This is a genomic window from Ochrobactrum vermis, assembly GCF_002975205.1.
Lineage (GTDB): Bacteria > Pseudomonadota > Alphaproteobacteria > Rhizobiales > Rhizobiaceae > Brucella > Brucella vermis.
The window spans coordinates 46,003-72,046 of sequence record NZ_PCOC01000001.1; the positions used below are offsets into that span (position 1 = coordinate 46,003).

Here is a 26,044-nt window from a genome sequence, read left to right on the forward strand (position 1 = left end):
CTCTCCGTTGGGAAATCAGTTCATAGGACGGATTGAGAGCGTATCCCGAAAAGTGTGTGGCGGTTTTCGGAAAAGATACGCGTCAAAACAGCATTTAGAGTGCCGATCTGAGCCAATTGGATCGAAACGCGCCCCCCGGCGCTGATGGCGTGCGCATTTCAGGCTGGTCATGCATGGGATTGCGAACGGTTCGCGCACGGGCTTTCGCTGCTGTTTCGCCTTGTATCAGATGACGGAAACATTTTCCCTTTCCAACAAATGCCGTATGAAAAGACATCGCCGTCGCTATCGCGGTTGTTTTGAGCATATCTCCCGAAAGTGGAACCGGTTTCGCGGTAAAGAGATGCGTCAAAACGAGAAGATGGAGCGGTTTCGATGCTTGACTGGAATCGCCCTGGAAACGTCATTTTCAATCACGGAAGCAATTCATGATACGCCATATCGTTCTCATCAAATTCAGACCGGAACTAAAAGCCGCGCAGATAGAAGAGAGACTGCAAGCTGTTGTTGCCCTCAAGGAGAAGATCGGGGGTATCCTGTCCATCACGGCTGGGGAAAACAACAGTCCGGAAAATCTTGAAAAGGGATTCAGACACGGTTTCGTCGTCGATTTCACGGATGGCGCGGCGCGGGACGCCTATCTTCCGCATCCCGAGCACGCGAAGGTAGGTAAAAGCCTTGTCGAAGCAGCCGATGGCGGCATCGAGGGGATACTGGTATTTGACTACGCGATCTGAGATTTGCGGAAGCCGTGCGGCGCGCGACGATGCAGGCTATAGCACCAGTCCGCCGACCCCCATGCGGGACAGATCGTCGGCAGAAAGCGCAATCCCTGCCATCAGGCGATCCAGCACCCAATCGAGGCTGTTTTCGCGTGCGCTGCGGGCTGATCCGGGTGCAGCAACGATATATTTGCCGTCACGCTGGCCCAGAACCAGCAGATTGCCCGGATCGACCGGCATTCCGATGCGCAGGATTTCGCCACCTGAAATACGGATCGATTGCGGCACGATATCCGCCTCGTCTGCAACAGCTGATGCGCTGAAAATCACGATAATGTCGCAGGCCCGGCCAACCTCCACGATAGCCGCTGCCAGCGCAGCCGGATCGTGCGCGACGCGTTTTTCACAAACAAGCGCCCCGCCATTTCGAATAGCCCGCTTTTCCATCAGCTCGCGGGTTTTCTCAAGAACCGTCTCGCGTATCGAGGGAAGACGCGACTGGATCAGCCCGATCCGTGTGCCATTGAACGGGTAGACGCGAAGCGCCGGTTGTGCATCAAGGCCGATTTCCTGGAGAAGTGACCCCGGCACGGCAAAAGGAATGATCTTGACGGTGGCTATCATCTGCCCGGCTTCCACCCGCATATGATTGCGCAATGTGGCCACGGAAATACGCGCATCATGTGCATTGACCGTATCGATACGGTCGACATCGGCAGAAAATACGCCATTGCGCCGGGCATGGAGGTTGACCCGCCCAGTCGTGGCATTGCCGATCGCTATCTCGGCGGAAGCAAGCATGCGCCCGATGGCGAGGGCTGCTTCATCCTCGCCGATGTCCCCTTTTCCAAGACGCGCGGCCAGAACCGAACCTATGCCTGCCTCTCGCAGCAAAGCGAGATTGAGGGCATCGAGAACCGTCCCTTTGCGTAAAGTGAGCGCGCTTGCCGTCATCGCATAGCCGAGAATTGCACCTTCGGCCTCATCGAGCGGCATTTCGGCAAATATCATTTCTACCCCCCAATCGCCTCGCAGTATTTTCAATAAAGCATAAACCGACCGGAGTGAAACGAGGATCGATAAGATTGTGCTGAAACGCGCGCTGGGCATGCCAGGCTCAGACGATAAACCGTTGGTCGCACCAGTCATTCAACCGGGCTTGCGCCACCGACGAGGCAGCAGGTGCGGGGTGCGACGGCTGGCCGAAAACCGGTAAATTTCCATCACGATCTCGTTTACTCGGGGGTAAACGGCGGTTTTCATCTTGCAAGCCCCATCCTTTGGGCCTATTCGCTCCGCCGCGTCTGGCGGTTGGCGGTATCTCCAGAAACCCGCCGGAACGTCGATCCCTTGATATGCGGATCGCTGGTTTCATTGCATTAAACATTGCCAAGACATGATCTCAAACGGGGCTTGGAACATGGCCCGCATCTGCGATCAGGCCGGATTATTTAGGCAGAATCCCCGCTTTTGGGCGCGACATTACGATCCAGCACAATTTTCGTCAGGCACGTGACAAACCGGATTATTCGTTATAACGGTACTTTTGGAAATTTCAGAATTTACCGAAAACTAGGAAATGACGCATGCGCCGGAGGTGACACTCTGCGCGCAGGATGGAAAGACAAATGAAACACGGCACCCCCCGGACGATCGTTTCGTTCGCCGTCTTGGCCCTCACGGCGTTTCTCGCCGGCTGCGAGAACCAGGTCCTGCTCTCCCCGAAAGGGGAAGTCGGCGTGGCAGAACGCGATCTCATCCTTTTTGCGACCGGCATCATGCTGCTCGTCGTGCTTCCCGTTATCTTCATGACGCTGTATTTCGCATGGAAATACCGCGCCTCGAACGAGAAGGCGGATTACCAGCCAGACTGGCACCACTCGACCAAGATCGAGCTTGCTGTCTGGCTCATCCCGATGGCGATCATTGTCGTTCTCGGGACGGTGACCTGGATCAGCACGCACAAGCTCGATCCCTATCGCCCGCTGGAATCCAATGCGAAGCCGATCAATGTCGAAGTCGTCGCGCTCGACTGGAAATGGCTTTTCATCTATCCGGACCAGGGCATCGCCACTGTCAATGAAATGGCAATGCCGGTCGATGTGCCGGTCAACTTCAAGCTGACCTCCAGCAACATCATGAACTCCTTCTTCATTCCGCAGCTTGGCAGTCAGGTCTATACCATGCCGAGCATGCAGACGAAGCTGCATCTGGTTGCCAACCATGCGGGCGAGTTCGACGGTATCTCCGCCAATTATAGCGGTCAGGGTTTTGCCCAGATGCGCTTCAAGGCGCATGCCTACAATCAGGCCGACTTCGATAAGTGGGTGGCCGATGTGAAGGCCAAGGCGAATGGCCAAGAGCTGAGCCGCGACCGTTACGCCTCGCTGGTGCAGCCGAGCGAGAAGGTTCCGCCGCAGTTCTTCACCTTCAGCGATCCGGCGTTGTTTCACAACATCGTGAACCGCTGCTGGGATGGCAAGTCAGTCTGCATGGATGACGAAATGCATCGTCAACAGATGATCCGCGAAGCGCGTGCCAATCTGCGCAAGTCTTCGCCCGTCGATTTCAGCCAGTGGGCGAGCGACATCATCTGCGCAGTCCAGCCGCAGCGCCTTTCGCAGCTCGAAAACTGATGTGCCGATTGGCCCGCGACCTCGCATGAGGTCGCGGCCATCCGCATTCAATCCCTTGTTTCACGCGGTTCCGGAAAGATGGCGCATCTTGCGCCGCCCCGGAATTGCTTCAATCGAAGCGTGATAAAAAATGTTCGGAAAACTTACGCTCGAAGCGATACCCTATCACGAGCCAATCATCATGGTCACTTTGGCCGCGGTGGCTGGCGGGGCGCTCGCTATTCTGGCAGCCATTACCTATTACCGCAAATGGACCCCGCTCTGGAACGACTGGCTTACATCCGTCGACCATAAGCGCATCGGGGTCATGTACATCATTCTGGCACTCGTGATGCTGTTCCGCGGCTTCTCGGATGCCGTCATGATGCGTGCCCAGCAGGCTCTGGCCTCCGGCGCCAACGAAGGCTTCCTGCCGCCGCATCACTATGACCAGATCTTCACCGCCCATGGCGTGATCATGATCTTCTTCGTGGCGATGCCTTTCGTTGTCGGCTTGATGAACTTTGCCGTGCCGCTTCAGATCGGCGCGCGCGACGTGGCTTTCCCGTACCTCAACTCGCTCAGCTTCTGGCTGACCGTTGCGGGTGCGATCCTCATCAATGTCTCGCTCGGCGTCGGCGAATTCGCCAAGACCGGCTGGCTGGCCTATCCGCCGCTTTCCGGCAAGGAATTCAGCCCGGATGTCGGGGTGGATTATTATATCTGGGCCTTGCAGATTTCCGGTATGGGCACGCTGCTTTCGGGCGTGAACCTCATCACCACGATCATCAAGATGCGCGCACCCGGCATGGGCATGATGCAGGTTCCGGTCTTCACCTGGACCGCACTCTGCTCCAACGTGCTGATCGTCGCCGCCTTCCCGATCCTCACCGTCACGCTGGCGCTGCTGTCGCTCGACCGTTATCTGGATTTCCACTTCTTCACCAATGATGCCGGTGGCAATCCGATGATGTATGTGAACCTCATCTGGATCTGGGGGCACCCGGAAGTCTATATTCTGGTTCTGCCTGCCTTCGGTATCTTCTCGGAAATCGTCGCGACCTTCTCCGGCAAGCGCCTGTTCGGCTACAAGTCGATGGTTTACGCCACGGTTGCGATCACCATCCTGTCGTTCCTGGTCTGGGTCCATCACTTCTTCACCATGGGTGGCGGCGCCAATGTCAACGCCTTCTTCGGCGTGGCGACCATGATCATCTCGATCCCGACAGGGGCGAAGGTCTTCAACTGGCTCTTCACCATGTATAAGGGCCGCGTTCGCATGGAAACGCCGGTCATGTGGACCATCGGCTTCATGTGCACCTTCGTCGTCGGCGGCATGACGGGCGTTCTGCTCGCGGTTCCGCCAGCGGATTTCGTGCTGCACAATTCGGTGTTCCTGATCGCCCACTTCCATAATGTGATCATCTCGGGTGTTCTGTTCGGCTGCTTCGCCGGTCTTATCTACTGGTGGCCGAAGGCTTTCGGCTTCAAGCTGAACGAACGTCTGGGCAAGAACGCATTCTGGTGCTGGCTCGTCGGCTTCATCATGGCCTTCATGCCGCTCTATGTACTCGGCCTGATGGGCATGACCCGTCGTCTGAACCATACCGAAAACCCGGCATGGCACATCTACCTCATCATTGCCGCCGTCGGCGTTGCGATCATCCTTTGCGGTATCGTGTTCCAGATTCTGCAGATTGCGATTTCTATCCGCGACCGCGAAAAGCTGCGTGACAACAACGGCGATAGCTGGGGTACGGGCCGTACGCTCGAATGGTCGCTGGCTTCGCCGCCTGCCTTCTACAACTTTGCCGAAGTGCCGCATGTGCGCGATCATGACGGCTGGTGGGATATGAAGCAGAACGGCTATGTGCGCCGCACCGAAAAGTTCGCGCGCATCCATATGCCGAAGAACACCGGCGCCGGCTTCATCATCGGCATCCTGAACATTCCGCTCGGCTTTGCTCTGGTGTGGCACATCTGGTGGCTGGCAATCGCCTCCGCCGTGGCTGTGCTGGCCGTTGCCATCGCTCACTCCTTCAATAATGACAGGGACTATTACGTCTCGGCCGAAGAGGTGCAGGAAGTCGAAGACCTCCGTACCCGGCAACTGACTGCTCAGGAGGCCTGATTCCGATGAGCGCAAGCATTTCAACCGCCGCTCCGTTCACGGGCGGAAACGAGCACCCGGCTCACGAGGACCATCATGATGCAGGGTCGACCACACTGGTCGGCTTCTGGATCTACCTGATGAGCGACTGCGTCCTGTTCTCGGGCCTGTTTGCAACCTATGCCGTTCTGGCGCATCAGTTCGCGGGCGGTCCGACCGGCCGTGAACTCTTCGACCTGAACTTCGTTCTGATCGAAACGATGCTGCTGCTGGTGTCGTCGCTGACCTATGGTCTGGCGACACTGTCGATGTTCAAGAAGAACCGTGCTGGCCTTCTGTTCTGGCTGGGCGTGACCTTCATGCTCGGCGCGGCCTTCCTTGCGATGGAAGTCTATGAATTCCGCCATCTGATCCATGAGGGCGCAGGTCCAGGCCGCAGCGCTTTCCTCTCGGCCTTCTTTGCGCTGGTGGGAACCCATGGTCTTCACATCACGTCCGGCCTGATCTGGATTCTGGTGCTTTCCGGCCAGCTTCTGCGTGATGGTCTGACGGAAAAGAACCAGACGCGCGTGATGTGCCTCAGCCTCTTCTGGCACTTCCTTGATATTATCTGGATCGGCGTCTTTACCCTTGTCTATCTGTTGGGTGTACTGTGATGAGCTCTGCACACGAAACACACGATCATTCCGCAACCCATAGCGCGCATGGCAGCCTGAAGTCCTATCTGATCGGCTTTGTGCTGGCGGTCGTCCTTACCGTCGTGCCGTTCATGATGGCGATGAACGGTTACTTCACGCCGGGAACCACCGCAGCCATTGTGCTGGGTATCGCCGTCGTTCAGATCCTGGTGCATCTGGTTTATTTCCTGCACCTTGATCCGAAGTCCGAAGGCGGCTGGAACATTCTGGCGCTCATCTTCACGGTCATCATTCTGGCTATCGTGCTTGCAGGCTCCATCTGGGTCATGCATCACCTCGATACCAATATGATGCCGATGTACATGTCGCCGGAAGACGTGCGCAATCTGCCGTAACAAATAGCAAGAGCATTTCCGACGGTTCAGACCGCACCGGAAATGCTCTTGCTGCCTTTGCGAAACTATTGGCCTGACGGCCCGGTAATGCAGCATCGTATCGCGGCTTTATCCTCCCTCTCTCCCCCCAAAAGCCGCGTGGCGCCCCGGTTCCCTCCGGGGCGCCTTTCTTTTTGGCGGAATGCCATCCTGGGAGGGGGTATTATGTAAACTTTGAATCAATTTAATGTAATCGTAGTTTTGTTTAATGTAAAAATAAGATGATTACCGTTAATATCGAAGTGTAGAAAACAATAATATACGTCATAAATTTACCATTATTGAAGACGTTGTTTGTATTGTGTATGGTAATGCCATATCATAATTTTTGCTTGGTACTTTATTGCGTCTCTATTTGATCGCTAATCTGGAGAAGATGCGATGCCTTTATTTAAGAGAGTGCTTACTGGTAATCATATTCTTGGTGCAGCCGTCATTGCTGCCGCTCTGTTTACGCCTGCCATTGCTTCCGCAGCGACTGCCTATGTCTCGGCATCGGTGAATATCCGGTCAGGCCCCGGTTCCAGTTACGGACGGCTTGCCGCGCTCCCCGCCGGCGCAACCGTCAATGCCGGTTCATGCCGCAACGACTGGTGCCAGATTTACAACGGCAACAGGGTTGGCTTTGTATCGGCGCGCTATGTGCGCTTCGGTGCCTATAGCGGCCCCGCTTATGCGGCGCCGTCCAGCACGACTGTCATCGTCAATAATGACGGTTACGACGATGGCTGGGGTTCGGGCTTCGGTCTCGGACTTGGCCTCGGCTGGGCCACCGGCGGCTATTGGGGCCCCGGCTGGGGCGGCGGCTGGGGACCGGGCTGGCGCGGTGGGCCGAATTACGTCAATGGTTGCATCGGTCGCAACTGCCAGTCCAATCGCGGCGGCTGGAACCCGCGCTGGGGGCATGGCCCCCAGTGGAATGGTCGCGGCAACTGGAATGGTCGCGGCAACTGGGGCGGGCGCGGATGGCCCAATGGGCAGATCCGCCACAACTGGGGCCCCGGTCCGGTGATGCGTCCGACCGGTTTCGGCGGTTTCAATCGTCCCGCATTCGCCAATCGCGGTTTCGGTGGCGGTTTTGGCGGTGGCGGCTTTCACTTCGGCAATATGCGCCCGATGCACGCCGGCCGCTGATCGGGGCCTGTCGAAACGTCGAAACCTAGTCCATCTTGATCAGGTCGTTCCTCCCTCCTCCCAATGACCTGATGAGCGGCTCGTCGGCAGCACCCCCGCCGGCGAGCCGTTACGCATTTCAAGGCATATGGTTCTGCAATCAAGCCGTTTGGAAATTCGCGACGGCTTCAATCAAGGCGGGAAATTGCAATGGTGTGGTAACGTTAATACTCCATTGACTGAAATGGTCCATATCTAGCGTTGTTGCTTGGACTTCCGTTCTCCCTATGGTAACCCTGAATCGTCCTGGGCTTGGGGGTAATGAACGGGACGCCGCCAGGCGACCGCATAGACAGGAACCGGACAGTAGCGCGTATGACTTGGAGTAACAGGACGATACAGGGAAGGGGCATCGCCGTGCTTTTGCTGGCGGCGCATTTTTCCTCCTTCGCGGTGTCGCCTGCACTGGCGTTCGAGCTCTTCGGTGTTCGCCTGTGGGGCGAGGACAAGAAGCAGGATCCTGACATCATCGATCCCAAGACATATTCGGTCGAGGTCACGACCACGGGCGACCGCAAGAATGCGGACGGCACGGAAGCCGATCTGAAATCCACCATAGAAGGCGCTTCGGGCCTCGTATCGGATGCCGAGAAACCGGCTTCGGGCTCTGCCGGTCTGCTGGCCAAGGCGCGCGGCGATTATCGCCGCATTCTGGCCGCGCTCTATGGCGAGGGCCGTTATGGCGGCACGATCTCCATCAAGGTCGATGGCCGCGAGGCGAACGACATTCCGCCCGATGCCGAAATCCCCAATGATGCGAAGGTCGCGATCGCAGTCGATCCCGGTCCGCAGTTTCTGTTCTCGCGCACGGCCATTTCGAATATCGCGCCGCCCCCGGTCGACAAGCGTGATCACGTGCCGTCGCCGGAAGAGGCAGGTTTCGCACCCGGACAGGTGGCCCGGTCCGGCACGATCATCAAGGCGGAACGTCTTGCCGTCGAGGCATGGCGCCAGCAGGGTTATGCGAAGGCGCGGGTTACCGGCGAGGATATCGTTGCCGACCATGCCGACAACCGGGTTGCTGCCGATGTTTCGCTAGATCCCGGCCAGAAGGCGCATTACGGCCCGGTCAGCGTTGTCGGTACGGCGCGCATGGACCCGCAATTCGTGGCCTGGATGACTGGGTTGAAGGAAGGTCAGGAATACGATCCCGACGACATCGAGAAAGCCAAGAAACGACTTGGCCGCATGGAAGTGTTCCGTGCCATGAGCTTCGAGGAAGCCGAAAAGATCGAGACGGATGGCAGCCTGCCGATGACGCTCAATGTGCAGGAGCGCAAGCCGCGCCGTTTCGGCTTCGGTGCCGAATATTCGACCATCGACGGCTTCGGCCTCACTGGCTACTGGATGCACCGCAACCTGTTCGGACGCGGCGAGCGCCTGCGCTTCGATGCCAAGGTCAGCGGCATCGGCGGCACGCAGGATAATTCCTTCGACCCGCAGAATTTTACCTATCTTGTCGGCACAAGCTTCACGAAACCGGGCGTCTACACGCCGGATACGGATTTTGTCGCCGCGCTCGATGCCAAGCGCGAAGTGCTGGACGCCTATACCGAAACCTCAGTCAATGCGAAGACCGGCTTCACGCAGATATTCAGCGATGAACTGTCGGGCGCGCTTTATGCCAAGGCGAGCCAGGGCCATTTCGATGACGATGTATTCGGCTCGCGCAGTTTCACGACGGCCGGGCTTGAGGGCAATCTCCTCTATGACAGCCGCAACAACAAGCCGGATCCAAGCTCAGGCTTTTATCTTGAGGGCAATATCCAGCCCTTCTACGAATTCCAGTACGGCAATTTCGCCACCCGCTTCACCGCCGAAGGCCGCACCTATTACGGCTTTGGCGAAAAGGATCGTGTGATCCTCGCGGGCCGTCTCAAGGTCGGTTCGATTGTTGGCGCCTCTATCGAGGACCTGCCGCCGAGCCAGCTCTTCCTGGCGGGCGGCGGCGGCTCGGTTCGTGGTTACGGCTATCGCAATATCGGCGTCAGCGCGGGCAATGGCGAGATCATCGGCGGGCGTTCGCTGGTCGAGGCCAATGGCGAAGTGCGCACCCGCATCACCGATTCCATCGGTGCGGTCGCCTTCGTCGATGCCGGTTATGTCGGCGAAAAATCGTTCCCCGATTTTTCGGAACAGATGCGTGTCGGCGTCGGTGGCGGTCTGCGCTATCTGACCGGTCTTGGACCGATCCGCCTTGATGTCGCTGTTCCGCTCAACCGCCGCTCGGGTGATCCGAGCTATGGCTTGTACGTTGGTATAGGACAGGCGTTTTGACCAGATTTCTCGCAATCATCGCCGTTGTCGTTCTCGCCGTTACGGCAGTCATCATCGGCTGGCCGGAACAGGAAGCACCAGTCACGGCCCACGCCCAGGTAAATGCCCAGACAAACGTTCAGGCAAATGCTGTCGCACAAGAGCCGGGCAGCTCGGAAGCACCGGCCCAGCCCGAAGAAGAGAAGTCCTATTTCCTGTCTTTCGTGGAAAGCCAGCTTTCAGCGCCGAACCGCCGCATATCCATTTCGGGCATCAGCGGCGTGCTGTCTTCGGAAGCCTCGGTCGGCCTGATCACCATCGCCGACCGCGAAGGCGTCTGGCTGCGTATCGAAAATGCCAAGCTCAACTGGAGCCGCACCGCGCTTCTCATCGGTCGTCTCAGCATCCAGTCGCTTGCCGCCGAGCGCATCGATGTCATTCGCAAGCCGCTTCCCGACAACAGCCTGCCGTCGCCGGAATCGTCCAGCTTCAGCCTGCCGGAGCTGCCGATTTCGATCAATCTCGACCAGCTCGCCATTGCACGCCTGCATTTCGGACCTGAAATTTTCGGCCTTGAATCGGAAGTTTCGGCCAATGGTAGCCTGTCGCTCGCCGATGGCTCGCTGGATTCGAATTTCGACATCAAGCGTCTCGACGGTCCGGGCGGAAATTTTGCTCTTCGCGCGGCTTATGCCAATGCCGACCAGAAGGTCGATCTCGACCTGAAAGTCTCGGAACCGGCCAACGGCATCGTCGCCAACCTGTTGAACATCGACGGTCGGCCTCCGGTCGATCTCACTTTGACCGGCGCCGGTCCGCTGGATGAATTGAAGGTCGATCTTGCACTCGACACCAATGGCAGCCGCACGCTGACGGGCGAATTCGCGCTTAACCGTCAGGGCAAGGCACCCGATGGCGGGCGTGTTTTCTCTGCCCGTTTCAATGGCCCGATCGCGGTTCTGGTGCCGCCGGTGTTCCGCGATTTCTTCGGTGCTGAAACGGTTCTTTCCGCCGATGGCTTTCTCAAGGATGCGGGCGGTTTCCGTCTCGACGATCTGGCGCTGAACAGCGCCGCCTTGAAGCTGAAGGCCTCCGCCGAAACCGGCAATGACCGCTTCCTGAACAAGCTGCGCATCGACGCCTCCATTGCCGATGAAAGCAAGGGGCGCGTTCTCCTGCCGGTCAAGGGCGCTGAAACCTATATCGACAATGCCCGGTTCCAGGTCGCTTACGGTGATCGCCCGACCAATGACTGGACGGGAACGCTCGCCATTGCCGGTCTCAAGAACGCAACGATTTCCGCTGACCGCATCGCGCTCGACATGGGCGGGGTCGCTGAAAATCTGAACGATGCCGCCAATCGCCATATCACCTTCAAGGTGAATGGAGGAATGGACGGCATTTCGGCAGAGCGCGCGGAAATCGCCGAAGCGCTTGGAAGCAAGATTGCGCTCGCCATCGATGGCGCGTGGCGCGCCGGTTCGCCGGTCGAGCTTGCGCAAGCCAATATTGCCGGCAACGGTCTCAGCCTCGATCTCAAGGGCAATATCGATGACTTTGCCTTCAATGGCGATATTGCCGCGAAGATCGCAAGCCTTGCGCCGTTCGGTGCTCTGGCCGACCGTGACCTTGCAGGCAGCATCGATGTCAATGCCAAGGGTATTGTTCGCCCGGTTAGCGGCGCATTCCAGCTCGACCTTAACGGCACGGCGCAGAACATGCGCACCGGCACGGAAGCGGTTGATCGCATTCTCGACGGCGCCGTCAATCTCAGCGGTGCGCTTGGCCGCAGCGCGGAAGGGTTTTCGGCGCGCGATTTCCGTATCGGCAACGAGCTGAGTGAAATCACTGCCAATGGTTCCTTTGCTTCCGACAAGGCCAGCTTCGATTTTGGCGTCATGCTGTCCGATCTCAAGCTCCTTTCCGATCAGGCATCGGGCCGGATGACGGTCAAGGGCAGCGCGCGCGGCGACGACAAGCTGATCGCACTCGCATTGCGCGCCGATGCGCCGGAAGGCACTTTGGCCGGGCGCAAGCTTTCCGAAGGCGGCCTTGATTTCAATGCCATGCTCGATGGCAATGCAAAAACCGGCGCGGCCCTTTCCGGCAAGCTTGCTGGCAGCGCATTCCTCAATGGCCAGCGGGTCGATCTTGGAACGTTGATCGACATCATCAATGATGAAAAGCGCCTGACCAATCTCGTCTTCAATGCGGGCGGCGCGCATCTTTCCGGCAATGTCACCCAGACTGCGAAAGGCCTGCTCAATGGCGCGCTGAAGCTCGATGCGCCGGATATTTCAACGGCAGCAGCCTTGGCGCTGGCAGATGCGACCGGTGCGGCCAATGCCGATATCACGCTTGACGCCAGTGACGGTCGCCAGAATGCATCGGTCACGGCCAATGCCAAGGACATCAAGGTCAATGGCAATCATATCACCTCGGCTGACATTGCCCTGACGGCTAAGGATCTGTTCGGTGTGCCGGTGGTCGATGGCAATGCGGCGGCGCGCGACATCATGGTCGGCACTTTCGGCATCGACAGCTTTGACGCCAAAGCGAATGCAACGGGGTCGAAAACCGACTTCACCGCCAACACCAAGCTGAAGATCGGCACGGTTGCCAGCGCTGCCGGTTCGCTTGAGCCGAAGGACGGTGGTTTCGAACTGGGGTTGGCCTCGGCCAATGTGAAGCAGGGCACACTCAGCGCCAATCTGGCTTCGCCCGCCACCATTTCCATGAAGGGCGAGGAAATCTCCTTCGGCGATATCATCATCAATACGGGGGCGGATGCCAGCGCCGGTCAGGTCAAGGTCAACGGGGTGGTCGATGGCCGTCTCGATCTTTCGGTCGCCCTTTCCAATCTGCCGCTGGCTCTTGCCAACACATTCAAGCCGGAACTGGGTCTTGGTGGCACGGTCAACGGCACGGCCCGTATCACCGGCACGAAAGAAGCACCTGATGTCGCCTTCGACATGGCGGCGCGGGGAGTGACCGCAGCCGAACTGAAGAAGCAGGGCATTGCACCCCTCAATGCGGATGCCAAGGGCACTTCGGCCAATAATCGGCTCAATGTCGATGCGCATGTAACCGGCGGCGGCGGCATCGATGTTCGCGCCAATGGCGGTGTGCCGCTCGGCAAGGGAGACCTTGCCGTCGACGTCAATCTCGCCAATCTTCCGCTGACAGCACTGAACGGTGCGGTCAAGGGACAGGATCTCGCCGGTAATGTTACCGGAACGGCGCGTGTGACCGGGCCGCTCACCAATCCTGCGGCGACGTTCAATCTGCGCGGCACCGGTCTTGCGGCCAAGCCGCTGCGCGATAACGGGCTTGCGCCTCTTACCCTGCAGGCAGCCGGCAGCTATGCGGCGATGGCCATCGATTTTTCGTCGCTGACCGTTGATGGTCCGCGCGGCCTCAATGTCACCGCCAATGGTAAGGTGCCGTTTTCGGGGCAGGGGCTCGGCGTCAATGTCAATGGCAGCATTCCGCTGGCGCTCGCCAACCGCTTCCTGGCGGATCGCGGCGCGCAGGCAAACGGCACGCTGACGCTGACGGCCAGTGTTTCGGGCGGCTTCAACCGTCCGCAATTGCGCGGCATGTTCTCGACCAATGGCGCAACCTTTATCGATCCGGACACCAATGTCCGCCTGAACAATATCAATGTCATGGGCAGTTTGGATGGCGAGACCATCACCCTGCGCCAGGTCAATGCGGCGCTTGGCAGTGGCGGATCGGTTTCCGCAAGCGGTACGATTTCGACCAATGCCGAAGCGAACTTCCCGGCCAATATCGATATCAAGCTCAATCGCGCCCGCTATGCCGATGGCAAGCTGGTCGTGGCGACGGTCGATGGCGGGATCACGATCAGCGGACCGCTGATGCGCGATCCGCTGATTGCAGGTCGCATCGATGTGGACAGGGCTGAAATCTCGGTGCCGGAAAATCTCGGCGGCGGCGCAGCCTATGTCCCGGTCCGGCACAAGAACACGCCGAAGAATGTCCAGATCACGCTCGACCGCGCCAAGGTTGAAACGCGTCGCAGCCGGGTACCGACGCCGACAGCGCGTCCGACCGTGCCGCGCCTCGACGTTCTCATCAACGCGCCGAACCAGATCTTCGTGCGTGGTCGCGGCCTCGATACGGAGCTGGGCGGGCGGTTGCGCCTGACTGGGCCTGTAACCGATATCAAGCCGGTCGGCTCGTTTGACATGATCCGCGGTCGTATCGGCATTCTCGGCCAGCGCATTACCTTCGACGAAGGCCATGTCACGCTGGTGGGCGATCTCAATCCGCAGCTCAACTTCGTCGCCCGTTCGGAAGGCAATGAAATCACTGCAATCGTGACGGTAACGGGTACGGTCGATAATCTCGACATCAAGTTCTCGTCGACACCGGAACTACCGCAGGATGAAGTGCTGGCCCAATTGATCTTCAAGCGCTCCATCGGCGAATTGTCGGCGTTCCAGATCGCACAGCTTGCCGCTGCGGCAGCCGAACTTGCGGGCGGTTCCAACAACTCGCTGATGAACAAGCTGCGTCAGGGAACCGGTCTCGACGACCTCGATGTCGTGACCGACGACAAGGGCCAGACGGCAGTTCGCGCCGGCCGCTACATCCGCGACAATATCTATCTCGGCGTGGAAGCGGGTTCCGGCGGCTCGACCAAGGGCACCGTCAATCTCGACATCACCCGCAATCTGAAAGCGAAGGGATCGCTCGGCGCCGAAGGCGATTCCAGCGGTGGTATCTTCTACGAAAAAGATTACTGATCGACATAGATCATCGATCGAGACAGGCCGGGTATCAGCCCCGGCCTTTTCATTTTCAGAATGCAATTCCAAATGGCGATCTTCTTGAAAGCCACAATTTTGCCATCAAATAGCCATGGCATACATATGCTCGCCGCATTTGCCTTGATGTTTAAATCGATTGAATTTTCATAATCACTGCAATTTATGCTTTCAGTTATGATTTTCAGACACGTTTGCGCGAAACGTTTAACCGTTCTTCAACCATAAGAACGCAAATTGCTGTTGAGTACAGCGGTCGCCTGACGACTGTGTTTCAACCCTTGAGTCCGGGTAATTTGCATGACCAAGTTCATTGACAATCTGAGCCGCCGCCGTTTCCTTTTCGGCACCGGCGCCATCCTCCTCACCGGTGCTGCCGGTTGTAACCAAACGATGGATATGTCGGCCTTCCAGATGAATGTCGATCCAATGTCGACAGGCGGTATCACGCCGATGCGTCCGCAGATCAGTGTTGATCGCGATATCACGACGCCGGATGTCATGTATGCCGCCGTACAGGAAGGGCCGTATTCACTGCCCGCAATTCCTTACGAAAAGGTGCCGAAGCAATTCCGCCGTCAGATTGTGCCGGATCCAACAGGGCAGGCGCCGGGAACGATTGTCGTCAGCCTCAAGGACCATCTTCTCTACTACGTTCTGCCGGGCGGAGAAGCGCTGCGTTACGGTATCGGTATCGGCAAGGCCGGTTTTGAGTGGCAGGGCACCGCCAATGTCCAGTACAAGAAGCAATGGCCGGTCTGGACGCCGCCGCCGGAAATGATCCAGCGCAAGCCGGAACTGGCAAAATACCGCAACGGTCAGGAACCCGGTCCGCAAAATCCGCTGGGCGCGCGCGCGCTCTACATCTTCCAGAATGGGCAGGACACCGGCTATCGCATCCACGGCTCGCCGGAATGGTGGTCGATCGGCCAGTCCATGTCATCCGGCTGTATCCGCCTGATGAACCAGGACATCATCGATCTCTACAACCGCGTGCAGGGCAAGGCCCCTATTATCGTCGGATAAGCAATTGGTTTGCAAAAAAAAGGCCGCGCCAGATCTGGCGCGGCCTTTTTTGTATAAGATTCGATACGATTATTCGTAGTGTGCCGATCTGGCTCCAACTTCGCCGAGCTTGATGAAATGGCGCAGTTCGGCGCGCAGGTTTTCGGCCGAAGCCATATGGATCTGGCGCTGCGGCACAACATCGTTCTGCACGATCTGCGTGGATACGCCCGGCATGACAAACGCTCCTGCGGTCAGGACGAGGGCGGCGGCAATGCCGAGGCGTCTTTCGGTTCTGGCCTGCATTTCTATCTCCTTGCGCCATGTGACGGCGACTTAAAATCTGGAATCATCTTCATTCGCAAAACGCTGGGACTTTTCCGGTCGAGGACCGATCTGGGACCGATCAGTGAAAAGTCGCGCGCTGCGTAAAATTCAAAGCGCTGTCGATGGCATGAATGGGTATTGGCAATAAAGTCTGGCCGAAATCAGCCAGCGTGTCGGCAAAATTGCGGGCTGCTCCTGCCACATCGTCGCAGCGACGATGGCAGGCAATGGCTGCAAGGCAGGTATCGAGCAGCAGCGCGTCCTGATTCTGGATGCCGGAAATCAGCCCCAGCGTCAGGCATTCCTCCCGGCAGACATGGTGCGAGTCGAAAGGGAAGGCGCGCAACTGGCAACTGGCGCAATGGCGCAGCACGCGGATGAAATGCGACAGCTCGCCCACCGCACGTTTTGCTTCCGACGGTCCGAGAACTTCCGAATAGAGGCCCCAGGTCATTTCCCACGGGATGATGGAGCCGGTCTCGAAACCCGCAGTCCAGCGGCGATAGCCTTCCAGCACCAGCTTCTCCGGCAGACGGTCGAAATAGCCTGCGGTATTGGCGCCGTTCAGTTGGGATATGCGCATATTCATGTCCGCCTCCCGAGGAAGTTGCGGAATGAGGACATGCGTGCAGATGCGGGGCCTGCGCCCTGCTTCTCCGCCGAGGGACGTTCGGTTTCCCCCCGCACATTGCAATATCCGGTCGGCAAGAGACCGAGCTGCCAAGGCAGGCCGTCGACATTTGCGGACCGGCATTCGCCGAGACCAATCATTGGTCCTCCAATCGAAAGGGTTCAAGGCCCAGACATCAAAGGTTGTGAATTTGCACTAGGGATAGAAGCATGAAAAATCATCTGGAGTCAATTCCTCAACTTTAAAATCATATTAGATTTCAATCATTTAGAATTATTCTAGACTCTAATTGTCATGTTTACAGCATTCAACGAAGAACGCAACCGCTGTGGGGGAACAGCGGTTGCGGCAAACGGGCGCATAATGCGCGAAGGAGAGAGGACGCGGATCATTCGCCCTTTTGCTAAGGGATCGGTCTTCGCAATTGAACTTTCAGGCATTTCCCGAAACCGCACAGATAGCGCGCGGCTTGCCGGAAACGGCTGGTTCGCTTAGTGACCCGAGTGCTCTCCGTCCTTCTGGCCGCTTTTGGCTGTGACGGGGAAATCGATCGTGACCTTGCCGGCCTTTTCGAATTGCAGCGTTACCGGCACGGTCTCGCCTTCCTTGTAAGGTTTTTCCGGCTGGATGAACATGAGGTGATAGCCGCCCGACTTCAGCTCGACTTTTTCACCTGCCGGAATGTCCAGTCCGCCTTCGAGCTGGCGCATCTTCATCACGTCATCCTGCATCGTCATTTCGTGGATTTCGACGCGCTTGACGCCTTCGGTGGTGACGGAAACCAGCTTGTCGGCATCCTTGCCGTCATTGGCGATGGTCAGGAAGCCGCCTGCGACCTTGGCACCGGGAACCATGGCGCGCACCGAAGGAGCCGTGATTTCCAGATCGCCAAGCTTTGTCGGCACTGCGGCCTGCATGGAGGCATGGTCCATCTGGCCCATCATCTTGTCGTGGCCCCCGTGCCCGTCGTCACCGGCTGCGGCCATCACGTGCAACTGCGGCGCAGGGTGCTTCAGATCGTGCGGGTTCTGGCCGTCCTTTGCGATTTCCGTCCAGGCGACCGATGCGTCGCTTCCGCAAAGCTGGGTCACGGGGAAGGAAAGGGTTGTATCCTTGTCGAATTTGGCAAGCTGGCCGACAACGGTGAATTCGTCATAGAAATCGCCGGGCAGATTGCCGTCGGTGAAGCGGACTTCGCGGACGCCCGCGGTCACGTCCTTGCCGTGCACCTTGTAGCTCTGGGCATAGTCGCCCTTGACGGTTTCGATCTTCCAGCCCGCCTTGACCTGCGGCTGGGCAGAAATGAAGCCTTCGGGAAGCTCGACCTTCAATTCGGTCGTGGCTTTGCCATCGCAGCCATGCGGAACGCGGAAGGTTGCCTTGTAGAAGCTGCCTGCCTTGGCTTCACTCTGGTCGAGCGACGAATGGGCATTGGCCATGCCGGCAGAAGCGCACAGAGCGGCAATCGAGATCGCGGAGGCGAAAAGACGATAGTTTTTCATTGTTTCAAACCTGAATAATCGTTGGAAGGCACACCGGTACCAAGTTCGGGGGAACAGAGTTCGGGCGCGTTTCATTCCCGAATGCGGTCCGGGAAACGCATTCGCTCAAACGGGATATTCAGGCGAGGGGTGGCGCTTGTGGCGGCGCAGAGGGCGGGTAGGTGCTGTGCCGCAAGATGGGCTGCGGCGGCACAATCCCGTCGGCCATGGCAATATTGGGGGCGGCACCGCTGGAATCCGCTGGCGCAGGGCACAGGAAGGCTGACGAAATCCGGCAGGCTTCGCAACTGGTGTTGCTCAGATGCTTGTCGTGATCCTTCTGGCCCGGATCGGAGCCATGATCGCCGATACAGAGAACCGGGTAGGTTCCATCCGGCAGTCTGTATTGGGCAAGCTGATAGCTGTCGGGGGCATTGAGGTCGACGGGCTTGTGCGCAAAGGCGACGAACATCAGGGCGAATACGCTCAAGATGCGTATTGCCAGAGACATCCGATATTGGCCGATGCTCGTCTTCAACTCAAAGCTTCTCCATTCAAGCCGAGTTTACCTAGCCTATGAGGGCCGTCTTTGCCAAGCATCAAACAGAACCGGCGCGAATTGGTCGCGCCGGTTCTCCTTTTGGGCGGTTGGGGGAGAATAAGCCCGGCGGTCAGATCGTCCGCTTCTTCATCTGTTCCGCGATATAGTCTGCCTGTCGGATGGCTAGAGCCACGATGGTCAGGGTCGGGTTTTCCGCCCCGCCGGAGGTGAACTGGCTACCATCGGAAACAAACAGATTCTTGATGTCGTGCGTCTGCCCGTGCTTGTTCACGACGCCGTCCTGCGGTTTTTCGCTCATCCGGTTGGTGCCGAGATTATGTGTCGACGGATAGGGTGGTGTCGGGAAAGTGCGCACGGCACCGACGGCTTCATAGAGGGCCTTGCCCTGCGCATAAGCATGGGTGCGCATGGCGATATCGTTCGGATGATCGTCGTAATAGACATCGGGAACGGGCAGGCCGTGCTCGTCCTTCACGTCCTTGCTCAGCGTGATGCGGTTTTTCTCCTGCGGCATGTCTTCGCCGACGATCCACAGACCCGCCATGTTGACATAGTCATCCAGTGCCGAGGTGAAGCTGCGCCCCCAGCCGCCCGGATTGAGGAAAGCGGCCATGAAGGGCAGGCCGAGCGAGATGGTTTCCATCTCATAGCCGCCGACGAAGCCTCGCTTCGGGTTATGGGCGGCCTCGTCGCGGATGATGCCCGCCATGGTGGTGCCGCGATACATATGAACCGGCTTTTCGAACGAGGCATAGACCGATCCCGTCATATGGCGCAGATAGTTGCGCCCGACCTGTCCCGACGAATTGGCAAGCCCGTCCGGGAATTTCGATGAGGCCGAGTTGAGCAGCAGGCGCGGGCTCTCGATCGAATTGCCTGCAACGCAGACGACGCGCGCTTTTTGCAAATGCTGCTTGCCGTCCTTGTCGGCATAGAGCACGCCCGTCACCTTGCCAGCCGCATTATGCTCGATCTTGAGCGCCGTGCATTCGGGGCGAACTTCCAGCTTGCCGGTTTCCTCGCCCTTGGGAATTTCGGTATAAAGCGTCGACCATTTCGCACCCCATTTGCAGCCCTGAAAGCAGAAGCCGGTCTGCTGGCAGCCCATGCGGTCATCGCGCGGCGCGGAATTGATCGCCATGCGACCCGTATGACATTCCTTGTAACCGAGCTTGTCGGCACCGGCTTTCATCACCTTGAAATTGTTGTTGCCCGGCAGGCCTTCAATGCCGTTGGTGCGGGTGACGCCCATCTTGTCTTCGGCTTTGGTGTAATAAGGCTCCAGATCGGCAAGCGTGATCGGCCAGTCGAGCAGATTTGCCCCTTCGACCTTGCCGTAATGGGTCAGGGCCTGGAACTCGTAATCCTGAAAACGCAGCGATGCGCCAGCCCAGTGCGTGGTGGTGCCGCCGACGGCTTTCACGATCCATGCAGGCAGGTTCGGAAAGTCCTTCGCGACCCGCCAGTCGCCTGACGTGGTGCGCTTGTCGAGCCAGGCAAGCTGCGCAAAGCTGTCCCATTCGTCATTGATGAAATCTTCGAATTCGTGACGTTTTCCGGCTTCCAGAATGACGACGTCGATGCCTTTTTGCGCCAGTTCGTTGCCGAGCGTGCCGCCGCCAGCACCTGAACCGATGATGACGACGACCTTGTCGTCCTTGAGATCATATGGAGCAGCCATGGTTTCCTCCCAATGCTTCGCCGTTTCCGCAAAACGCAAGGCGCTTGCAGGACGGTGGTGCCGCTTTGAATTGGTTGAGCCTGATCAGCCCCTTAAAGCCATTCGATATCGTCGAAGCCGCGATGGATATAACCGCCCTTGGAATAGGATTCGCCTTCGTAACCGAAGAGCGGCCAGATATCCTTCTGGTTATAAAGGCCGGTCACAAGTCCGCTGCGCACCTTCTGGAAAAAGGGACTTTTCTCGATATCGCGCAGGATCGCGACGCGCTCTTCTTCCCAGCCCAGCCCCAGATAGCCCCCGGTTCCGGCCCGCTTGTTCAGATCGGCAACGCCGTCCTCGATCAGCTTTTTGAGTGTTTCGTCCTTGGCGGAATCCATGTCGTAGGGTTTGACGGCAATGGCGTAAAATCGGTCGGGCAGCTGGTCGTGCGGATAGATATCGCGTGCGAGCTGGATGAGTGTCGCCATGGTCTCGGGCTTGAGCGTGGTGGTTTCAAGCGCCCATGCGAATTGCGGGCAGATAACGGCATTGCCGCTGATGACCAGCATGGCCCCAAGGCTCAGTCCTGCACCGCGCTTCAAGAGGTCGCGGCGGGAGAGCTTCTTTTTTTCATGGGTGGAAAGACCGTCGAAAACGGTTGTCATTCGGTTCTCCTCCTTTGCTTGCTCATCCAGTATGGATGGGCTGGCTAACGCGCACCCGGAGGTTTTTACCACCGGGAACGCTGGTATCCCGTCTTTGACGGTCGCTCCTCCCGACCGTTAAAGACGATAGAAAGCGGCTTACTGGTAACGGCCGCCGCGCTGCAGAACTTCGATCTTGTAGCCGTCCGGATCTTCCACGAAGAAGAAACGGGCGAGCTGCACGCCGTTATTCTTGAAATCGACAAGCTTGCCGACCTTGAAGCCGAGTTCGGTAAAGCGGGCATGTTCCGCATCGACATCGTCAACCGCCACAGCGAGATGGCCGTAACCGTCACCCAGATTGTACGGTTCGGTGCGCCCCTTGTTGACGGTCAGCTCGACTTCGAAGTCGGCTTCGGCATTGCGCAGATAGATCAGCGTGAAGGTTTCGAAATCGATGCGTTCTGCAATGTCGAGCTTGAAGGCCGGGCTGTAAAAGGAAACGGATTTTTCCTCATCGAGAACACGGATCATCGAATGGATGGCTTTAGCCACAAGCTACTCCTGTTTCTTATGCCGCTTTGTCAAAAGCGGCTTGCGATTGTCTTGCTGGTTGTCGATTATGAAAGAAAAAACGACGGCGTGGTGGCAATCGGCTACCACAACCAAGTTCGTGCTCTAAAGGATGGAGGAACCCATGTGCAAGGTTTTCGCGGAGCAGGACCCGGAAGGCTACCGGCAGATCAATCGCTCCGTGCGCATTGGCGGGCATTCCACCAGCATTCAGCTGGAAGCGACCTTCTGGCGCCTGCTGGATGAGATCGCGGCCAGCCAGAACCTGACCACGCCGCGCTTCATCTCGACGCTCTACGATGAAGCGCTGGAGGCTAATGGCGCGATCCCGAATTTCGCCTCCATGCTGCGCACCACCTGCGCGCTTTACCTCATGGGGGATCGCCCCGAGACGGCTGTCTGTGAGGAAGCAGCCTGAAACAGCCGCCGGATGAGGCCCTGAACAAGGCATTGGCCTTTTGGTGAAAAGGGACTAATGCAGTAAGGCACTATGGGAATAGGGGAGTAAGGGAATAGGTGGTTAAGGCCCTATTCCCTTACTCCCCTAACAAGGGAATCGAAATGGCAAGCGTAACGCGCGAACAGGTTCTGGAGCGGCTGAAGACCGTGACGGGGCCGGACTTCGAAAGCGATGTTGTGTCGCTCGGACTGGTATCGGATATCTTCATTGCCGACGGCAAGGTCTTCTTCTCCATCACGGTTCCTGCCGAGCGCGCCGATGCGCTGGAGCCGATGCGGCTTGCCGCAGAAAAGGCCGTGAAGGAAATTCCCGGCGTTTCCGGTGCGCTGGTCACGCTGACGGCGGAAAAGAGAGGCGGGCGCACCAGTGACGATGCCCCGCCGCCGCCAAAGCCGCAACCGCGTCCTGCTGCGGCCGCACCCGCGCAGCATCGCCATCCGCCACAGCCACAGCGCCCGGCGCAAAAGCCCGGTATTCCGGGCGTCGGCGCGATCATTGCGGTCGCATCCGGCAAGGGCGGCGTTGGCAAGTCCACCACGGCGGTCAATCTGGCGCTTGGCCTTGCGGCCAATGGCTTGAAGGTCGGCATTCTCGATGCCGATATTTACGGTCCCTCCATGCCGCGCCTTCTGGGTCTTTCCGGTCGCCCGGAAACGATCGAAGGCCGCATCCTGAAGCCGATGGAAAATTACGGCATCAAGGTCATGTCGATGGGCTTCATGGTCGATGAGGAAACGCCGATGATCTGGCGCGGGCCGATGGTCATGTCGGCGCTGACGCAGATGCTGCGCGAAGTGGCATGGGGCGAGCTTGATGTTCTGGTGGTCGATATGCCTCCGGGCACTGGCGACGCACAGCTCACCATGGCGCAGCAGGTGCCGCTGGCGGGCGCCGTCGTGGTTTCGACGCCGCAGGATCTGGCGCTGATCGATGCGCGCAAGGGGCTCAACATGTTCCGCAAGGTGGATGTGCCGCTTCTGGGTATCGTCGAGAATATGAGCTACTTCATCGCGCCCGATACCGGCAATCGCTACGATATTTTCGGCAATGGCGGCGCGCGCAGGGAGGCCGAACGTCTCGATGTGCCGTTCCTGGGCGAGGTGCCGCTGCATATGGATGTGCGCGCCTATTCGGACAATGGCACGCCGATCACCGTCGAGGAGCCGGACAGCGAACACGCGAAAATCTATCGCGAGATTGCGGTCAAGGTCTGGGACAACATGAAGGGCGGCAAGGGGGCTGGCAGGCCAGCACCGGCGATTGTTTTTGAATAAAAAAAAGGGCCGTTTCCGGCCCTTTTCTTTTGTCAGGTGATAACGCTCGGCTCGGTGCGCCCGCTGCGCTTCTTCACCTCGGCGATCTGTTCTGCTGCGTCGATGAATGGTGCCAGCGTTTCCTGCGTATCGAGATTGTGCTTGGTGGCATCTGCTTCGTAGCGCTCGATATAGATGCGGATGGTGGCGCCTGACGTGCCCGTGCCCGAGAGGCGAAGCACGACGCGCCCGCCATCCGGGAAATAGATGCGGATGCCCTGATGCTCGCTGACCGAATGGTCGACCGGGTCATGATAAGCGAAATCGTCGGCTTTCTCGATCTTCAGACCGTTGACCGTGGTGCCGGGCAGGCTTGAGAGCTTGGCGCGCAGATCGGCTACCAGCTTGTTCGCGATATCCGAATCGACCGCCTCATAGTCATGGCGGGTGTAATAATTGCGTCCGAAGCGCGCCCAATGTTCCTCGACAATGGCCTTCACGCTTTCCTTACGCACGGCCAGAATATTGAGCCAGAGCAGCACAGCCCACAGACCGTCCTTCTCGCGCACATGGTCGGAACCGGTGCCGGAGCTTTCCTCGCCGCAGATCGTGACCTTGTCGTTGTCCAGCAGATTGCCGAAGAACTTCCAGCCGGTCGGCGTTTCAAACATGCCGATGCCGAGCTTTTCCGCCACGCGGTCGGCGGCAGCACTCGTCGGCATGGAACGGGCGATGCCCTTGATGCCACCCTTATAGCCCGGCGCGAGATGCGCATTGGCGGCCAGCATGGCCAGCGAATCGGAAGGGGTGACGAAAATACCGCGCCCGATAATGAGATTGCGGTCGCCGTCGCCATCGGAAGCCGCGCCGAAATCCGGTGCATGATCGGACATCAGCAGATCATAGAGGTCTTTTGCGTAGACGAGGTTCGGATCGGGGTGATGACCGCCAAAATCCGGCAACGGAATGAAATTGACGACGCTGCCTTCCGGCGCGCCGAGACGACGCTCGAAGATTTCCTTGGCGTAAGGGCCGGTCACGGCATGCATGGCGTCGAATTTGAGCCCAAAGCCGCCCTTGATCATGGCGCGGATCGCGTCGAAATCGAACAGGCTTTCCATAAGCTCGGCATAGTCGGTCACCGGATCGAAAATGACGATCTCGGCGTCACCCAGCTTGGTGCTGCCGAGTTTGTCGATATCGACATCGGCCACATCGGCAATCTTGTACTGGTCGATCACCTTGGAGCGAGCGAAGATTGCATCGGTGATCTTTTCCGGTGCCGGGCCGCCATTGCCGATATTGTACTTGATGCCGAAATCTTCCTTCGGTCCGCCGGGATTATGGCTTGCCGAGAGTATCATGCCGCCGAATGCCTTGTATTTGCGGATCATGTTGGAGGCGGCTGGCGTGGAAAGAATGCCGCCCTGGCCCACCATGATGCGGCCAAAGCCATTCGCCACCGCGATCTTGATGAGCTTCTGGATCACTTCGCGGTTATAATAGCGTCCGTCGCCACCCACCACGAGCGTCTTGCCGGCAAAACCTTCCAGCACATCGAAAACCGACTGGATGAAGTTTTCAGCGTAATTGGGCTGCTGGAAAACCGGAACCTTCTTGCGCAGGCCCGAAGTGCCCGGTTGCTGATCCTGAAAAGGCGTGGTCGCGATCGTCTTGACGGTCATATCTTTCCCGTTCGATTCAATGAATTAAGCAGTCAATGTGTTGGCATTTGCGGTCATTGCAAGACAACATAGATCAAACTTATTGATTGAAAATAACAAAGCGTGTGTTTGTGACGCGATCTGCTACAAATTTATCCGATGACCGACACGCACCACCATGGCCATGACGCCCGCGATGTCATGCGCCTGAAACGCGACGATGCCACCGGCCTCGAAGCTGTTGCCGCGCGTTTCCACAGCCATGCCTATGACATGCATTTCCATGACGAATGGCTCGTTGGCGTAACCCATGCGGGCGTGCAGGACTTTTTCTGTCGCGGAAAACGGCGGCAGAGCACGCCGGGCCGGGTGATTCTGATCGAGCCGGGCGAGCGCCATGACGGGCAGGCGATAGAGGCGGATGGCTTCACCTATAACATGCTCTATATGCCGCAATCGCTGATCCGCGATGCGATGGGCGGCAGTGATGCGCATATCGGCTTTCGCAAAACGCTGGCCGATGACCAGCAGCTGTTTCAAGCCATAGCATGTGCCTGCGAAGCCATATTCCTGCAAGCGCCGCAGCTGATGGTCGAGGATTATCGCGATCAGGTGAACCGCCATCTGGCGCGGCATCTCGGGCAGGACAGGCCGGAGACGGGGACGGTGCCGCACCCCGTTGCAGCGCGTGCGATGGACTATCTGCGCGCGCGCTTCGATGAAGAATTCGGGCTGGATGAGCTGGCAAAAGCCGCAGGTGCTGCGGACCGGTTCCAGCTTTCACGCGGGTTTCGGCGCGAATTCGGCACTTCGCCCCATGCCTTTCTGGTGCAGCTGCGGCTTGCTGAAGCGCGCCGTCTGTTGCGGGAAAAGACGCCTCCGGCAGAGGCGGCAGCACTCAGCGGCTTTGCGGACCAAAGCCATATGGGGCGCTGGTTCAGGCGCGCTTATGGCATGACACCGGCAGCTTATCGCCGGGGACGCACAAACGTTCCAGAAATTGCAGCCGCGAAGAGATAGGTCTTTTCTCGAAAAGAGGA

General features: G+C 58.3%; 21 protein-coding genes. 12 read left to right on the forward strand and 9 right to left on the reverse strand.

What is annotated here, in order from left to right; genetic code table 11:
* The first annotated feature begins 428 nt into the window (after positions 1-428).
* Positions 429-737 (forward strand): Dabb family protein, encoded by a 309-nt coding sequence (locus CQZ93_RS00215; RefSeq protein WP_105540787.1) that lies wholly within the window; start codon positions 429-431, stop codon positions 735-737.
* A gap of 36 nt (positions 738-773) precedes the next feature.
* On the opposite strand, the gene CQZ93_RS00220 is transcribed toward CQZ93_RS00215, so the two are convergent.
* Positions 774-1,733: a molybdopterin-binding protein gene (locus tag CQZ93_RS00220; RefSeq protein ID WP_105540788.1), complete on the reverse strand. Its 960-nt coding sequence runs from the start codon at positions 1,731-1,733 to the stop codon at positions 774-776.
* Between the two features lie 617 nt (positions 1,734-2,350).
* Here CQZ93_RS00220 and cyoA point away from each other — a divergent pair.
* From cyoA to CQZ93_RS00260, 8 genes are all read left to right on the forward strand, one after another.
* Positions 2,351-3,358 (forward strand): ubiquinol oxidase subunit II, encoded by a 1,008-nt coding sequence (gene cyoA, locus CQZ93_RS00225; protein ID WP_105540789.1) that lies wholly within the window; start codon positions 2,351-2,353, stop codon positions 3,356-3,358.
* A 130-nt stretch (positions 3,359-3,488) separates the two neighbouring features.
* Positions 3,489-5,468: a cytochrome o ubiquinol oxidase subunit I gene (gene cyoB, locus CQZ93_RS00230; RefSeq protein ID WP_105540790.1), complete on the forward strand. Its 1,980-nt coding sequence runs from the start codon at positions 3,489-3,491 to the stop codon at positions 5,466-5,468.
* A 5-nt stretch (positions 5,469-5,473) separates the two neighbouring features.
* The gene (cyoC, locus tag CQZ93_RS00235; RefSeq protein ID WP_105540791.1) at positions 5,474-6,103 is read left to right on the forward strand and encodes a cytochrome o ubiquinol oxidase subunit III; all 630 of its coding nucleotides are present in this window, start codon (positions 5,474-5,476) and stop codon (positions 6,101-6,103) included.
* Positions 6,103-6,480 (forward strand): cytochrome o ubiquinol oxidase subunit IV, encoded by a 378-nt coding sequence (cyoD, locus tag CQZ93_RS00240; protein ID WP_105540792.1) that lies wholly within the window; start codon positions 6,103-6,105, stop codon positions 6,478-6,480. Before cyoC ends, cyoD begins: the two co-directional genes overlap by 1 nt.
* Before the next feature lie 420 nt (positions 6,481-6,900).
* On the forward strand, positions 6,901-7,653 hold the full coding sequence (locus CQZ93_RS00245) for an SH3 domain-containing protein (protein WP_105540793.1): 753 nt from the start codon (positions 6,901-6,903) through the stop codon (positions 7,651-7,653).
* A gap of 354 nt (positions 7,654-8,007) precedes the next feature.
* Positions 8,008-9,969, forward strand: coding sequence for an autotransporter assembly complex protein TamA (locus CQZ93_RS00250; protein WP_434059881.1), 1,962 nt, complete (start codon positions 8,008-8,010; stop codon positions 9,967-9,969).
* Entirely contained in the window at positions 9,966-14,720 is a 4,755-nt protein-coding gene (locus CQZ93_RS00255; protein ID WP_105540795.1) for a translocation/assembly module TamB domain-containing protein, read from the forward strand. The genes CQZ93_RS00250 and CQZ93_RS00255 overlap by 4 nt, the downstream gene beginning before the upstream one ends.
* Before the next feature lie 321 nt (positions 14,721-15,041).
* The gene (locus CQZ93_RS00260) at positions 15,042-15,767 is read left to right on the forward strand and encodes a L,D-transpeptidase (RefSeq protein ID WP_105540796.1); all 726 of its coding nucleotides are present in this window, start codon (positions 15,042-15,044) and stop codon (positions 15,765-15,767) included.
* Between the two features lie 69 nt (positions 15,768-15,836).
* On the opposite strand, the gene CQZ93_RS00265 is transcribed toward CQZ93_RS00260, so the two are convergent.
* From CQZ93_RS00265 to CQZ93_RS00300, 7 genes are all read right to left on the reverse strand, one after another.
* On the reverse strand, positions 15,837-16,052 hold the full coding sequence (locus CQZ93_RS00265; RefSeq protein ID WP_105540797.1) for a hypothetical protein: 216 nt from the start codon (positions 16,050-16,052) through the stop codon (positions 15,837-15,839).
* Positions 16,053-16,152: 100 nt separating this feature from the next.
* Positions 16,153-16,662 (reverse strand): hypothetical protein, encoded by a 510-nt coding sequence (locus tag CQZ93_RS00270; protein WP_181153287.1) that lies wholly within the window; start codon positions 16,660-16,662, stop codon positions 16,153-16,155.
* Between the two features lie 533 nt (positions 16,663-17,195).
* Positions 17,196-18,206: a DUF1775 domain-containing protein gene (locus CQZ93_RS00280; protein WP_105540799.1), complete on the reverse strand. Its 1,011-nt coding sequence runs from the start codon at positions 18,204-18,206 to the stop codon at positions 17,196-17,198.
* A gap of 118 nt (positions 18,207-18,324) precedes the next feature.
* Entirely contained in the window at positions 18,325-18,723 is a 399-nt protein-coding gene (locus tag CQZ93_RS00285; protein ID WP_105540800.1) for a hypothetical protein, read from the reverse strand.
* A 133-nt stretch (positions 18,724-18,856) separates the two neighbouring features.
* Positions 18,857-20,428, reverse strand: coding sequence for a GMC family oxidoreductase (locus CQZ93_RS00290; protein ID WP_105540801.1), 1,572 nt, complete (start codon positions 20,426-20,428; stop codon positions 18,857-18,859).
* 92 nt (positions 20,429-20,520) lie between these two features.
* A complete protein-coding gene (locus CQZ93_RS00295; RefSeq protein ID WP_105540802.1) occupies positions 20,521-21,075 on the reverse strand; it encodes a Twin-arginine translocation pathway signal in 555 nt (184 codons plus the stop codon).
* Between the two features lie 138 nt (positions 21,076-21,213).
* The gene (locus CQZ93_RS00300; protein WP_105540803.1) at positions 21,214-21,609 is read right to left on the reverse strand and encodes a VOC family protein; all 396 of its coding nucleotides are present in this window, start codon (positions 21,607-21,609) and stop codon (positions 21,214-21,216) included.
* Positions 21,610-21,751: 142 nt separating this feature from the next.
* Here CQZ93_RS00300 and CQZ93_RS00305 point away from each other — a divergent pair, with 142 nt between their 5' ends.
* Both CQZ93_RS00305 and apbC read left to right on the forward strand, forming a co-directional pair.
* Positions 21,752-22,045: a ribbon-helix-helix domain-containing protein gene (locus tag CQZ93_RS00305; RefSeq protein ID WP_105540804.1), complete on the forward strand. Its 294-nt coding sequence runs from the start codon at positions 21,752-21,754 to the stop codon at positions 22,043-22,045.
* 143 nt (positions 22,046-22,188) lie between these two features.
* Positions 22,189-23,361, forward strand: coding sequence for an iron-sulfur cluster carrier protein ApbC (gene apbC, locus CQZ93_RS00310; RefSeq protein ID WP_105540805.1), 1,173 nt, complete (start codon positions 22,189-22,191; stop codon positions 23,359-23,361).
* A 32-nt stretch (positions 23,362-23,393) separates the two neighbouring features.
* Here the strand turns inward: apbC and CQZ93_RS00315 are convergent, their stop codons facing one another.
* Positions 23,394-25,025 (reverse strand): alpha-D-glucose phosphate-specific phosphoglucomutase, encoded by a 1,632-nt coding sequence (locus tag CQZ93_RS00315; protein WP_105540806.1) that lies wholly within the window; start codon positions 25,023-25,025, stop codon positions 23,394-23,396.
* A gap of 138 nt (positions 25,026-25,163) precedes the next feature.
* Between CQZ93_RS00315 and CQZ93_RS00320 the strand changes: the two genes are divergently transcribed.
* Positions 25,164-26,024 carry an AraC family transcriptional regulator gene (locus tag CQZ93_RS00320; RefSeq protein WP_105540807.1) on the forward strand — a complete coding sequence of 287 codons (861 nt, stop codon included), beginning with the start codon at positions 25,164-25,166 and terminating at the stop codon, positions 26,022-26,024.
* Positions 26,025-26,044: the final 20 nt, after the last annotated feature.